This is a genomic window from Serinibacter arcticus, from assembly GCF_004786095.1.
Lineage (GTDB): Bacteria > Actinomycetota > Actinomycetes > Actinomycetales > Beutenbergiaceae > Litorihabitans > Litorihabitans arcticus.
In genome coordinates, this window is sequence record NZ_RHPJ01000001.1 from 784,108 (window position 1) to 797,518 (window position 13,411).

The following is a 13,411-nucleotide window of genomic DNA, read 5'->3' on the forward strand; positions in this document are numbered from 1 at the left end:
TCACGCAGCGTGAGCCCCTAGCGTCCCCACCATGACGATCACCGTGCTCGACACCGCCACCGGGATGCAGTCCGTCCTCGACGCCCCCGAGGCCGATCGCCCCGAGGTCCTGCGCCGCGTGCTCGCCCCGGCCGCGGGCATGTACCGCTACTTCCCGGGCGACGTCGACCTCGTCGCGATGCACGCGATGTCCTTCGGGTTCCCGCTGGACCGCAGCCTGGAGGACACCCGCGAGGCGCTGGGAGCGCTGCGCGACGCCGACGCCTGGGGCCGTGTCGAGCGCGCCCTGGTGGACGCCGTCGCCCACCAGGTCTCGGTGCTCCCGGGCATCACCGTGCCCGACCTGACCGTCCTGCTGGTCCTGGGCGACCCCGACGACGCCTACTTCACCGGTCCGATCCGCAGCTTCAGCGGCAACGGCAGCGCGACCGGCCACCTCTCCCTCACGCTGCTGCCGACGCCGGAGAACCTCGACCGTCTGGAGGCGGCGGCCGTCCACGAGCTGAACCACAACCTGCGCTACGCCCCGGGCGGCGTCGTGTGGGACCCCGCGAGCGTCGTGGTCGGGGAGCAGATCGTCTCCGAGGGGCTCGCCGACGCGTTCGCGCGCGAGCTCCACGGCGACACCGGTTCGACCCCGATCGGCCTGCCGCACCTGCGCGACGACGCCGTCCTGGACCGCGTGATCGACGGCCTGGACGTGGGCGGCATGCAGCACTTCGTGGCGTGGGTGCACGGCGACGAGGCCGCCGCACGCTTCGGCGCGGAGCCGGTCGGGCTGCCGACCGGGGCGGGCTACGCCGTCGGGAACCGGCTGGTCGACGCCTACCTCGCCGCGACGGGCACGACGGCGTCGCAGGCCCTGCACGTGCCCAGCCGCGAGATCCTCGCCGTCGCCCTCCCGGCGTCGGGCGCGACTGAGTCGGCTCGACCGCCGCCGAGCCGCTCCCCGCCGGGCTACTCCCACCCGGCCGTGGCCGGGTCCACGCCGCGCGCCCGTGCAGCGGCCTCGATCGCGGCCAGCAGCCAGGCGGTCAGCCCCTCCTGGACCGCCTCGATCTCCCGGGTGAAGCCCGGCTCGCTCACGTACGTGCGGCCCAGGACCACGTGCATCGACGGCGTCACGTGGAAGTGCTCGCCCATCGCGGCCCGGTGCCGCTCGGCCAGCGCCACCGCCGCGGCGTCCTCGGGACGGACACCCGCGGTCCTGGCCGCCGCCATCACCCGGAGCACCTCCCGCACGGCCTCGACGACGTCGGCCCACTCCCGCGCGCCTCGACCCGCCGACCGCTCGGCGTGCTCCGCCCACTGCGCCGTGTCGCCCCAGCGCTCCCTGGCCTGCTCGCTCCAGGCCGGGTCCCACGTCGGCCCGAACGCCTCGGCGGCCTCCGCGTCCGACAGCAGCACGCCCTTCTCGTCGGCCTCGAGCACGGCCTCGACGCCGGCCGCGACCTCCTGGAGCCGTTTGATCCGCTCGTCCAGCTCGGCGCGACGCCGCACCAGCTCGGTCCGACGCTGCGCCGCCGTCGCCGTCATGAGCGCCGGGATTCGAGCGAGCGGCACGCCCAGATCGCGCAGCAGGAGCACGCGCCGCGCCCGCGCGACGTCCGCCGGGAGGTAGGCGCGGTAGCCGCCGGCGGTGCGAGTCGACGGCGTCGCCACCCCGAGCTCGTCCCAGTGGTGGAGCGTCCGCACACTCACCCCGAGCGCGTGCGCGACCGCGCCCACGGTGCGCGCCTCGTCGTCGACCACGGCGTCTCAGCCGGCCAGCAGGTGCCGGTAGAACCGCACACCCGCCACGAGCGAGGACGCCGCCACGTTCTCGTCCACGCCGTGGATCGAGGACCGCTGCGCCGCCGTCATCCGCAGCGGCGAGAACCGGTAGACGGCGGGGGCGATCCTGGCCACGTGCCGGGCGTCGCTCGCGGCGAGCATCGTGTACGGGGCCACGACGGCGTCGGGGTAGGCGTGGGTGACGGCGCCGCTGACGAGGGCCCAGCGCTCGTCGTCGAGCGGCGAGGCCGGGGTCGGCTCGCTCGCGTCCAGCACGCGCACGCTCACGCTCGGCCCACGGCGGCCGACGGCGCGCGCCACCACCCGCTCCACGTGCGCCGTCGCGTCGGCAGCCGTGGACGACGTCGCCACGCGCATGTTGACGACGGCGCTCGCACGCGCCGCGATCACGTTCGCCGCGGACGACCCCCGCAGGACGGTGGCGGTCGTCGTCGTGCGGACCATGGCGGCGATCTCGCCGCCGAGCAGCGGCAGGAGGCGCGCGAGCGGCGCCCGCAGGCGATCGGCGCGCGCCAGCAGCCACCGCAGCGGGGGCGGGACGTGCGGCGCGACGGCTGCGAACATCGCGACGGTGACGTCGTCGACGACGGCGGGGTGCGGCGTCCGCTCGAGCGCGTCGAGCGCGCGCCCCAGCGCCGGCACCACACCACGCCGCGGTGGGGTCGAGGCGTGCCCCGCGTGGCGGGGGTCGCCCTCGACGACGATCTCGAGCGTGACGACGCCCTTCTCCGCGATGCCGACGGCCGCCATCGGCCGCCGCAGCCCGGGGAACGCGCCGGTCACGACGGCGCCGCCCTCGTCGACCACGAGCGCGGGCTCGACGCCCCGTGCCGCGAGCAGCGCGACGGCGGCTACCGCCGACGGACCCTCGCGCTCCTCGTCAGCCCCGAGCAGGAGCCAGAGGTCGGCGTGCGGACGCCAGCCCTCGCCGAGCAGGTCCTCCACGGCCTCGAGCGTGACGAGCAGCGCGCCCTTGTCGTCCAGCGTGCCGCGGCCGTGGACGGTCAGCTCGCCGGCGCCGTCGGGGGCCACGACCCCGGCGAACGGCTCGTGCGACCAGCCCTCGCCGGCCCAGTCCTCGCCCGCGTTCCCGCGCGGCGCGGGCACCACGTCCTGGTGCGCCATCAGCACGACCGGGCCGAGCGCCGTCGCGCCCCCGCCGTCTCCGCCCCGCCCGGGGACGCGCAGGAGCAGCCCCGCGCGTCCGACGACGTCGACCTCCGCCGCCGCGCACACGCGCGGGTAGAGCTCGCCCAGGAGCTCCCGGAGCTCGCCGAAGACGCGCGCGTCCTCGGGGCCGAGGGGGCCGTCGTCGGCCGGGGTGACCGTCGGGACGCGCACCAGACGCGCGAGACGGTCGGCCAGGCGGCGGGCGGTGGTGACGTCGTCGTCGCTCATGGGTTCCAGCCTCCCAGCCCGCGAGCGATCAGGCGACGGCGTCGGCCGGCACGGCCGTGAACGCGACCTTCGGGACGGTGAGCAGCGCGACGATCGCGAGGATCGCCGTCCCGCCGCAGATCGCCCACACCGTGACGTAGCCCGACATCGAGGCGGCCGTTCCGGCGTCGGCCACCCCCGGCGCACCCGCGCCCGCCACCACCACACCGCTCGCGAGCGCCAGCGCGAAGGCCGAGCTCGCGAAGGACCCGCCGACGGTCTTGGTGGTGTTGGTCAGGCCGGTGGCCATCGCGGTCCGATCGGCCGGGGCCGCGGCCGCCGCCGCGGCGGGGAGCGCCGCGACGAGAGCGCCGGAGCCGAGCCCCGCCACCACCATGCACGCGACGACCGAGACCACGCTCCCGTGCAGGCCGATGAGGGAGAGGTAACCGACGGCGACCAGCGCGGACGCGGCGATCAGGACCACGCGCGGGGTCAGGGCGGCCGAGATCCGGGCGAACAGTCCCGCGCCGATCAGCAGGCTGAAGACGTACGCACCGATCACGTAGGAGGCCGTGGCCGAGGTCAGGCCGAGCCCGTATCCGTGGACGGTCGGGTCGGTCCGGACGAACGTGGAGAGCGGCCCCTGCGCGCCGAGCACGCTGACGCCGAACAGGCCGGCCGTGAGGAAGACGGGCCACAGGGTCGGGCGGCGGACGAGCGCGATGTCGATGAGCGGTGCGGCGGTGCGCTGCTCGAGCCGGACGAAGAGCCAGCCCAGCAGCAGCCCGACCGCGACGAGGAGACCGACCCAGATCGTCACGCCGTCGACCCTGACCAGGCTCAGGCCGCCCGTGACGGCCAGGAGGGAGAGCGAGAGGACGACGGCGCCGCGCGTGTCGATCGCGCCGCCCGCACGCTCGCCGGAGTCCGGCACGAGGCGCCACACGACGACGAGCGCGACCGTCACCAGGAGCGCCGGCACGGCGAGCACGACCGTCAGGTTGCCTGACAGAAGCGTGCCGAGCTGCCCCGCCAGGAGCGCGCCGCCGATCGCCCCGGCCTGCAGCGCGACGACGATGACGCCGGTCGCGCGGCGCGTGGTCGCCGGGACGTCGGCGCTCGGATCGGCCTCGCGCAGGCGGCGCGCGCGGCTGTAGATGATCGCGACGTTCAGCGGCAGCCACACCACGTAGAACCCCTGCAGCGACCACGCGAGCAGGAACAGCGGGAACGTCGGGGCGACGGCGACGGCCCACGAGGCCAGCGCCGTCACCGCGAGGCTCCCGAGGAGCACGCGACGGTGGCCGAGGATGTCGCCCAGCCGCGCGAGCACCGGCACGACGATGGCGGAGACGAGCAGCTGCAGCGCCTCGAGCCAGTTGATGTCGGCGTCGTTGATGCCGAGCCGGCGCGCGACGTCGGTGAACAGCGGCGTGTAGTAGCCCTGCAGCACGCCGGAGGTGATCTCGACGACGACGAGCGCGCCGACGACCCCGCCCGCGATCCTCATGCTGCGGGGGGTGGTGCTCGGCTGCTCGGGGCCGCGCTCGCTCGTCATGCCGCTGATCGTGGCACCCGCGGGCGGAAAGCGCGCCCCGGGGCGGGAACCTCGACCCCACCGGCACGACGGTGCCCCGCGCCTGCCTATCGGCGGAACGGGCAGCTCGTGCAGGATGGGTCGACCCCGACCCGCCGACGATTCGAGGCACCTGTGGAAACCGCGACGATCCTGACCTGGATCCTTCAGCGAGAGATCGCCATCCCCGACGACGTGACGCCCCTCCTGACACCGGGTGAGCAAGCCGTCGCGGCCTACAAGACCTTTCGCGACTCCGCCGTCTTCACGACGAAGCGTCTGATCATCCGCGACGCCCAGGGCCTGACCGGGAAGAAGGTCGAGATCTACTCGCTCCCCTACTCCTCGATCAACATGTGGTCGTCAGAGAATGCGGGTCGCTTCGATCGGGACTCCGAGCTGGAGCTCTGGACGCGCGCCGGTCACATCAAGGTGCGCCTCGCGAAGGACGTCGACATCCGCCGCCTCGACAGCCTGATCGCCTGGGCCGTCCTCAGCAGCTCGTGACACTCCGAGGGTCCACGCGGGTGCTCGTGGGGAGGATCGGCGGCCTCTGAGCCCGCCGATCCTCCCCACGAGCACGTGCACTCCCTCGGCGGCCCCGCGCCGGTAGGCTCGGACCCAGCACCGCAGCACGTCCAACTGAACATCCGGCCCCATCACCGTGCGGGAGAGTCCGGTCGCCAGCCAGCAGGCGGCGCCGGGCACCGAAGGAGCAAGCACTCCCCGCCAATCTCTCAGGTACCCGTACCGCACGGCGAGGCCACTCTGGAGAGCAGCGCCCGTCCCCGACCGCGGGGGTCGAGGCGCTCGCCCACGGTGAAAGCCGCGCCCCGAGACCACTCGGCGCGCGGTGAATCTCTCAGGCAACCGAGACAGAGGGGGAGTCCCGCAAGGCCCGACCAGCCGCGCCGTCGAAGGACTCCGATGACCGACCCGACCGTTCCGTCAGCCCCGCTCCTGCGCACCCCGCTGCACGACCTCCACGTCGCCGCCGGCGCCACCATGGTCCCGTTCGCGGGCTGGTCCATGCCGGTGAAGTACACCTCCGACGTCGCCGAGCACGTCGCCGTCCGCACCACCGCGGGCCTGTTCGACATCTCCCACATGGGCCAGCTTTCCGTCGAGGGCCCCGACGCAGCCGCGTTCCTCGACCACGCCCTCGCCGGCCGGATGAGCGCCCTCGCCCCGCTCCAGTCGAAGTACACGATGATGCTCGCGCCGTCCGGCGGCATCGTCGACGACCTCATCGTCACGAACACCCACACGCCCGAGGCGGCGGCCTCACGAGACCCAGCGGCGCCCACCGCGTACCTCGTGGTCGCCAACGCCGGCAACCGCGACGCCGTTCTCGCCGCCCTGATCGAGCGGACGACGACGGCGGAGCGCACCTTCGACGTCGTCGTCACCGACACCCACCGCGCCCTGATCGCGGTGCAGGGCCCGCGGGCGCAGGCGATCTTGGAGGGGCTCGCGGCCGCCGGGCGCCTCACGCTCGACGCCTCCTCGGGCGCGACCCTCGCCGACCTGCGCTACTACCGCAGCGCCCCCGGCGCCTTCGACGGCGAGACGATCACGCTCAGCCGCACCGGCTACACCGGCGAGGACGGGTTCGAGATCTCGGTCGCCCCCGAGCGGGCGGTCGAGCTCTGGGAGGCGATCTCCGCCGTCGGGGCGCCCCACGGACTGGTGCTCGCGGGCCTCGCGAGCCGCGACACGCTGCGCCTCGAGGCCGGGATGCCGCTGTACGGCCACGAGCTGTCCCTGGACACGCTGCCCGCTCAGGCGGGCCTCGGCCGCGTCGTCGTCACGGCGAAGGACGACTTCGTCGGGCGCGAGGCGATCCTCGCCGGACCGCCGGCCGACGCGCCCGTCCTGGTCGGCATCGCCCTGACCGGGCGCCGTGCCGGCCGCGCCGACTACCCCGTCGTGCTGCCCGACGGCGGCGACGGGGCCCTCGAGCGCGTCGGCACCGTCACCTCCGGCGTCCTGTCCCCCACCCTCGGTCACCCGATCGCCATGGCCTACGTGGCACCCCACCTCGCGGAGATCGGTACGGCGCTCGCCGTCGACGTCCGCGGCACCGCCGTCCCGGGCGAGGTCGTCGCCCTGCCGTTCTACCGCCGCGCCAAGGAGTCCTGAAGATGACCACCCCCTTCGTCGACCGTCACATCGGGCTCACCGACGCCGACAGCGCGACCATGCTGGCCGCGATCGGACACGAGAGCATCGAGTCGCTGATGAGCGCGGCGATCCCGCCCGCCGTCGCCGACTCGCTGCGGGCCGCGCTCGACGTGGCCTCGGGCGCCGAGGACGTCCTGCCCCCCGCCGCCTCCGAGGCGGAGACCCTCGCCGAGCTGCGCGACATCGCCTCGCGCAACACCGTCACCACCTCGCTCATCGGGCAGGGCTACTACGGCACGCACACCCCGAGCGTCATCCAGCGCAACGTGCTCGAGAACCCCTCCTGGTACACCGCGTACACGCCCTACCAGCCGGAGATCAGCCAGGGTCGGCTCGAGGCGCTCATCAACTACCAGACGATGGTCACCGACCTCACCGGCCTCGACATCGCCAACGCTTCGATGCTCGACGAGGGCACCGCCGTCGTCGAGGCGATGCTGCTGGCGCGGCGCGCGTCCAAGGTCAAGGGCACGGTCTTCCTCGTCGACGCCGACACCCTCCCCCAGACGCAGCGCCTCCTCGCCCACCGGGCCGAGGCCCTGGGCATCCACCTCGAGACGCTCGACCTCGCCGCGGAGGGTGCGGTCGACGCCGTCGCGCACCTTCCCGAGGGTGAGGTGTTCGGGGCGTTCGTGCAGTACCCGGGCGCGTCGGGTCGCGTGTGGGACCCGAGCGAGGTCCTGGCCGCCGTGACGGCGCGCGGCGCGCTCGCCGTCGTCGCCGCGGACCTGCTGGCCCTCACCCTCGTGAAGGCACCGGGCGAGCTCGGCGCCGACATCGCCGTCGGGACGTCGCAGCGCTTCGGCGTGCCGATGGGCTTCGGCGGTCCGCACGCCGGCTACATGGCGGTGCGCAAGGGACTCGAGCGGCAGCTGCCCGGGCGACTCGTGGGTGTCTCGCAGGACGCGGACGGCCACCCCGGCTACCGGCTCGCGCTCCAGACGCGCGAGCAGCACATCCGTCGCGAGAAGGCGACCTCGAACATCTGCACCGCGCAGGTCCTGCTGGCCGTGATGGCCTCGATGTACGCGGTGTACCACGGGCCCGTCGGGCTCCGGCGGATCGCTGCGGAGGTGCACTCCACCGCCGATCTCCTGGCCCGGAATCTGCGCGACATCGGCCTGACCGTGGTGCACGAGGCGTTCTTCGACACGGTCCGCGTCGCCGGGCTCGACGCCGAGGCCGCGTTCGCGCGTCTGCGCGCAGAGGGCTACACGCCCTTGGTGGTCGACGGCGAGACGCTGCAGGTGAGCGTCGACGAGACCGTGACCCGTGACGACGCCGTGGTGATCGCTTACGTGCTCTCCGGCCTCGATGACTGGGCCGCGGTCGCCGAGACGCGAGAGACCAGCGTCCTGCCCGCCTCGCTCGCGCGCACGTCGGAGTTCCTCACGCACCCGACGTTCCACAGCTACCACTCCGAGACCGCGATGATGCGCTACCTCAAGCGCCTCGCGGACCTCGACTACGCGCTCGACCGCGGCATGATCCCGCTGGGCTCGTGCACGATGAAGCTCAACGCGGCCACCGAGATGGCGGCCGTGACGTGGCCCGAGTTCGCGAACCTCCACCCCTTCGCGCCGACCGGCGACGCCGAGGGCTACCTGGCGATGATCGGCGACCTCGAGGGCTGGCTGGCCGACATCACGGGCTACGACACCGTCTCGCTCCAGCCGAACGCCGGGTCGCAGGGCGAGCTCGCCGGGCTGCTCGCGATCCGCGGCTACCACCGCTCCCGCGGCGACGTCCACCGCGACGTCTGTCTCATCCCCGCGTCCGCGCACGGCACGAACGCGGCCTCGGCGGTGCTCGCGGGGATGCGCGTCGTCGTCGTCGCGTGCGACGACGCGGGCAACGTCGACGTCGCGGATCTGCGCGCCAAGATCGAGGCGAACACCGCCGAGCTCGCCGCGCTGATGATCACCTACCCCTCCACGCACGGGGTCTACGAGCACGAGATCCGGACGATCACCGACGCGGTGCACGACGCCGGCGGCCAGGTCTACATCGACGGCGCCAACCTCAACGCGCTGGTCGGCTACGGCCGGTTCGGCGACGTCGGCGGCGACGTCAGCCACCTCAACCTGCACAAGACGTTCTGCATCCCGCACGGCGGTGGGGGCCCCGGCGTCGGACCGGTCGCGGCCAAGGCGCACCTCGCGGAGTTCCTGCCCGGTGCGGGCGGGCGCGACCCGCTCGCCAACCCGGTCTCGGCCGCGCCGTACGGCTCGGCGTCGATCCTCCCCATCACGTGGTCCTACGTGCGGATGATGGGAAGCGAGGGGCTGCGCGAGGCGACGGCGGCCGCCGTGCTGTCGGCCAACTACGTCGCGGCGCGGCTGCGCGAGGCGTTCCCCGTGCTCTACACGGGCGACGGCGACCTCGTCGCGCACGAGTGCATCCTCGACATCCGCCCGCTGAAGGCCGCGACGGGGATCACCGTCGACGACGTCGCCAAGCGCCTCGTGGACTACGGCTTCCACTCCCCCACGATGAGCTTCCCGGTCGCCGGGACGCTGATGGTCGAGCCGACCGAGTCGGAGGACCTCGGCGAGATCGACCGGTTCGTCGAGGCGATGCTGGCGATCCGCGCGGAGGCCGACGCCGTCGCGGCGGGCGAGTGGCCGGCGTCGGACAACCCGCTGGCGAACGCGCCGCACACCGCGCGCTCGGTCATCGAGGGCGAGTGGAGCCACCCGTACTCGCGCGAGCTCGCGGTCTACCCCGTGCCGAGCCTGATTCGGCACAAGTACTGGCCGGCGGTCCGCCGCATCGACCAGGCGTGGGGCGACCGCAACCTCGCGTGCGCGTGCCCGCCGCCGGAGGCCTTCGCCTGACCTTCGCGAGGCCCTTTCGGGCGCCCGCGAGGTCCTTTCGGGCGTCCGCGAGGTACTTTCGGGCCGTCGCGAGGTCCTTCCCGGCGAGCACTGCTCTCCCCGCCGCGTGGCAGGGTGACGTCGTGCCCGCCTCCTTCTCCCTGACCACCGAGACGACCGCGCCGCCGCAGGCACTGTTCGACCTGGCGCTCGACGTCGGGGCGCACGTCGCCTCGATGGGTTCCTCGGGTGAGGAGGCCGTGGGCGGCGTGACGTCGGGTCGGATGCGCCCCGGCGAGGAGGTCACCTGGCGCGCGCGACACCTGGGCGTCCGCTGGACCATGACGTCACGCGTCGAGCTCGCCGGCTGGGACGAGCCGCGCACCTTCACCGACCGGCAGGTGCGCGGCCCGTTCCGCAGCTTCGTCCACGTCCACACGTTCATCCCGACGGCGAGCGGCACCCGCATGATCGACGACGTCACCCTGGCCTCGCCCGTCCTGGGAGCCGTGGCCGAGCGGCTCGTCCTGGTGCCGTACCTGCGGCGGTTGCTCCGCCGTCGGGGCGCGCACCTCGCCGCCGCGGCGGAACGCGCCTGACCCGCGGTTGTCCACAGGTCGACGGCGGAGCGCGCGCCGACGTCGCTCCGTCGTCGAGCTCGACAGCGTGGCCGTCACCTCACCGCTGCGCACCGCCTCGGATCTGCTCCGCCTGAGCTGGCGGCCCTACGCGCTCGCGGCCGCCGACACGATGGTGCGCGCCGACGTCGTCGATCCCGCTCGGGTGGCCGAGTTCGTCGCGCGCCTGCGGCGCTTCCCTGGGACGAAGCAGGCGCAGGAGCTGGCTCCGCACGTCGACGGGCGGCGGGAGTCCCCCGGGGAGTCGTGGATGGGGTGCCGGATGCTCGACGCCGGGCTGCCGCGGCCCGCGATCGCGCACCACGTCGTCCATCGCGGTCGCGACTACTGGCTGGACTCGGCGTTCGTCGCCCGGAGGGTGGCGGCCGAGTACGACGGTCGGGAGTTCCACTCGGACCCCCACGACGTGCGGCACGACGGCGATCGTCGCGGACGCCTCGGACACGAGCTCGGGTGGGCGTTCGTGATCGGCACGCGCGAGCGCATCTTCGGCACGGACGACGCGTTCGAGCAGGAGCTGGGCGCCCTCATGAACGTCACGGTCCGGCCGCGCACCTGGTGACCGCACAGAAAGGACCTCGCGAACGCCCCGAAGTACCTCGCCGACGCCCGAAAAGACCTCGCGAACGCCCCAAAGTGCCTCGCGGATCAGGGGGCGGGGAGCAGCAGGCCGTCCGTGATCAGGCCCCGCAGCTGCGGCTCCAGCTCGGCCGCGAGCGCCGCGGCGTCGACCTCCAGCAGCGTCCCGAGCGCCGCGACGATCTGCACCCCGGTCAGCTCGCCGTCGCACGCCCCGACGAACGCCGCCAGGCCGGTCTCGGTCCGCACCGTCCGCGCGAACCCGCCACCGGCGCGCAGCAGCATCACCCGCGGCGACGCCTCGCCCGGCGTGAAGTAGCGCTCGTCGGTGACGTCGCCCGCCACCTGCCAGCGCCGGCCGAGCAGCGCCTCGCTCGTGAGGTCGCGCACGAGGTCGACGGCGTCGAGCACGCGCGCGATCGTCGCGCCCAGCGGCTGCGCCACCGTCCCGGTGATCTCCTCCACGCGCCGCCACGGGCTGACCGCGGCGCCCGCGAGCGCCGGCCGGCGCAGCGTGACGAGGCCGAAACCGATCCCCTCGACCCCGCGCCGGTCCAGGTCGGCGAGCCATGCGGCGTACGCGCCCTCGAACCGCGCGCGGTCGCGGTCGGGCGTGATGCCGCCGTCGCGCAGCCAGAGCTCGGCGTACTGCGCCGGATCCTGCACCTCGCGCTGCACCACCCAGCCGTCCAGCCCGGACTCCGTGAGCCACCCGCCCACGCGCTCGGCCCAGTCCTCGCCGCGCCGGTGCTCCCAGTTGCCCAGCAGCTGCGCGACGCCGCCCGGCGCCAGCACCGATCCGACCGAGGTCACGAGCGAGCGCACGACGTCGTCGCCCACCGCCCCGCCGTCGCGGTAGGTGAACTCACCCACGCCGGCCTCCCCCCGCGGCGTGATCACGAACGGCGGGTTGGACACCACGAGGTCGAACGTCTCACCGAGGACGGGCTCCAGCATCGACCCCTCGCGCAGGTCGAGCCGCACACCCGCGAGCGCGGCGTTGAAGCGCGCGTACGCCAGCGCTCGCGCATCGATGTCCGTGGCCACCACCGCGCCCGCGTGCCGCGACGCGTGCAGCGCCTGGATCCCGCAGCCGGTCCCGACATCGAGCACCGAGCCCCGCGGCTCGCGCACCGTGATCTGGGCGAGCGTCCGCGACGCGCCGCCGACGCCGAGCACGAAGTTCTCGGGCAGAGCGCCGCGGCGAGCGACCTCGCCGAGGTCGGACGCGATCCACCAGTCCACCTCGCCGGCCGCGTCCACGGCGGCGTACGGGCTCAGGTCGACGACGGCGCGCACCGCGTCCCCGTCGTCGGCACCCTGGGTCGCCACCAGCCCCAGACGCTCGGCCCCGGCGGTCCGGAGCGTCGGCAGCACCGCGTCGAGCGCAGCCCGCGTCACGTCCTCGCCGAGCTGGAACAGCCGCAGCAGCGTGGCGCGCCCGTCCGCACCGGAGGCGAGCGCCGACGCCGTCACCACGCGCGCGGGCAGCGCCTCCTCGCGGTCCAGCGCGTCGGCCGCCACCGGTCCCAGGAGCGAGCGCACGCCGTCGAGCGTGTAGTCCGCGGACCTCAGGTCGGAGCGCAGGGCGTCGAGGAGCGTCGGGTCGGTCACGGGAACGGAGGAGGTCACGGCCACCACCCTAGGCAGCCCCTCCGCAGACGCGAGCGGCGTCCGTGCCGCGCGCCTCGTATCCTGACGGTCCGGGGCGGCCCCGGCCGGTCGTGGACCGCGACCCGGGGGTGGACGGTTGGTCTCGAGCACGCTGCACGGTCACGCCCTGGCCAGCACGCGTCTCCTGCTGGAGACGTATGCCGGCCGTCGCCTGGCCGAGTGGGAGCAGTTCACGCGCGCCACGGAGATCGTCACGGTGGAGCGCGGCGCCGTCCTCGTCCCCGCCCGGGTGCACCACCCCTACGTCTACCTGGTGATCCGTGGCCTGCTGAAGGTCCGCGTGCGCGACGGCAGCACCGAACGCACGGTCGCGATCCACGGCGAGAACGAGCTCGCGACCTCCTGGCCGGGGCTCGGCATGGACCTGTTCGCCAGGGTCGACGGCCGCACCATGCCCCACCTGCGCGCCGATCCCCGCGTCCGGCCCGACGGCAGCCCGTTCGATCTCGTCGCGATCGAGCCGACGACCGCGATGCGCGCCTCGTTCGCGACGCTCGAGGCGCTCGCGGAGCGCCACCACGGGTGGTCGCTGGTCCTCACCACGCTCATCGGCACCAACCTCGTGCGCACGGTCGCCGCGCTCCCGGACGTGCACCTGTCGACGCCGCAGGAGCGCTACCTCCTCTTCCTCGAGCGCCGCCCCGACCTCGTCGAGCGGATCAGCCAGCGCGAGCTCGCCGCCCACCTCGGCGTCACCGAGGTCGGCATGAGCCGGATCGTGCGCCGGGTCGCGGCGCAGCGCGCCGAGGGGGAGTCGAGCCAATAGGGTC

The 13,411-nt window shown here is 74.2% G+C and carries 10 protein-coding genes, 1 pseudogene and 2 riboswitches; of the genes and pseudogenes, 7 read left to right on the forward strand and 4 right to left on the reverse strand.

Annotation, left to right across the window (positions count from 1 at the left end; translation table 11 throughout):
* Window positions 1-187: 187 nt before the first annotated feature.
* A pseudogene (locus SERN_RS03655) lies at window positions 188-877 on the forward strand (DUF2268 domain-containing protein); the annotation flags it as partial.
* 80 nt (window positions 878-957) lie between these two features.
* Here the strand turns inward: SERN_RS03655 and SERN_RS03660 are convergent.
* Genes SERN_RS03660 through SERN_RS03670 form a run of 3 tightly spaced genes read right to left on the reverse strand, consistent with a single transcriptional unit; the run spans window position 958 to window position 4,732 of the window.
* Window positions 958-1,752: a MerR family transcriptional regulator gene (locus SERN_RS03660; protein ID WP_135849011.1), complete on the reverse strand. Its 795-nt coding sequence runs from the start codon at window positions 1,750-1,752 to the stop codon at window positions 958-960.
* Between the two features lie 6 nt (window positions 1,753-1,758).
* Entirely contained in the window at window positions 1,759-3,192 is a 1,434-nt protein-coding gene (locus SERN_RS03665; RefSeq protein ID WP_135848718.1) for a M20/M25/M40 family metallo-hydrolase, read from the reverse strand.
* A gap of 28 nt (window positions 3,193-3,220) precedes the next feature.
* Window positions 3,221-4,732: an MFS transporter gene (locus SERN_RS03670; protein ID WP_135848719.1), complete on the reverse strand. Its 1,512-nt coding sequence runs from the start codon at window positions 4,730-4,732 to the stop codon at window positions 3,221-3,223.
* Between the two features lie 153 nt (window positions 4,733-4,885).
* Here SERN_RS03670 and SERN_RS03675 point away from each other — a divergent pair, with 153 nt between their 5' ends.
* The 5 genes from SERN_RS03675 to SERN_RS03695 all read left to right on the forward strand — a co-directional run bounded on the left by SERN_RS03675 (window position 4,886) and on the right by SERN_RS03695 (window position 10,950).
* On the forward strand, window positions 4,886-5,257 hold the full coding sequence (locus tag SERN_RS03675) for a PH domain-containing protein (RefSeq protein ID WP_135848720.1): 372 nt from the start codon (window positions 4,886-4,888) through the stop codon (window positions 5,255-5,257).
* A gap of 150 nt (window positions 5,258-5,407) precedes the next feature.
* A riboswitch (glycine riboswitch) is annotated at window positions 5,408-5,513 on the forward strand.
* Window positions 5,514-5,638: riboswitch (glycine riboswitch) on the forward strand. It begins immediately after the preceding riboswitch.
* A 39-nt stretch (window positions 5,639-5,677) separates the two neighbouring features.
* Window positions 5,678-6,892: a glycine cleavage system aminomethyltransferase GcvT gene (gene gcvT, locus SERN_RS03680; protein ID WP_135848721.1), complete on the forward strand. Its 1,215-nt coding sequence runs from the start codon at window positions 5,678-5,680 to the stop codon at window positions 6,890-6,892.
* Between the two features lie 2 nt (window positions 6,893-6,894).
* Window positions 6,895-9,771, forward strand: coding sequence for an aminomethyl-transferring glycine dehydrogenase (gene gcvP / locus SERN_RS03685; RefSeq protein ID WP_135848722.1), 2,877 nt, complete (start codon window positions 6,895-6,897; stop codon window positions 9,769-9,771).
* A gap of 122 nt (window positions 9,772-9,893) precedes the next feature.
* Window positions 9,894-10,349: an SRPBCC family protein gene (locus SERN_RS03690; protein ID WP_135848723.1), complete on the forward strand. Its 456-nt coding sequence runs from the start codon at window positions 9,894-9,896 to the stop codon at window positions 10,347-10,349.
* Window positions 10,350-10,416: 67 nt separating this feature from the next.
* On the forward strand, window positions 10,417-10,950 hold the full coding sequence (locus SERN_RS03695) for a hypothetical protein (protein ID WP_135848724.1): 534 nt from the start codon (window positions 10,417-10,419) through the stop codon (window positions 10,948-10,950).
* Between the two features lie 86 nt (window positions 10,951-11,036).
* Here the strand turns inward: SERN_RS03695 and SERN_RS03700 are convergent, their stop codons facing one another.
* Complete coding sequence (locus tag SERN_RS03700) at window positions 11,037-12,599, reverse strand: DUF7059 domain-containing protein (protein WP_233251435.1); 1,563 nt, start codon at window positions 12,597-12,599, stop codon at window positions 11,037-11,039.
* 118 nt (window positions 12,600-12,717) lie between these two features.
* On the opposite strand from SERN_RS03700, the gene SERN_RS03705 reads away from it, so the two are divergent.
* Window positions 12,718-13,407 carry a Crp/Fnr family transcriptional regulator gene (locus SERN_RS03705; RefSeq protein ID WP_135848725.1) on the forward strand — a complete coding sequence of 230 codons (690 nt, stop codon included), beginning with the start codon at window positions 12,718-12,720 and terminating at the stop codon, window positions 13,405-13,407.
* Window positions 13,408-13,411: the final 4 nt, after the last annotated feature.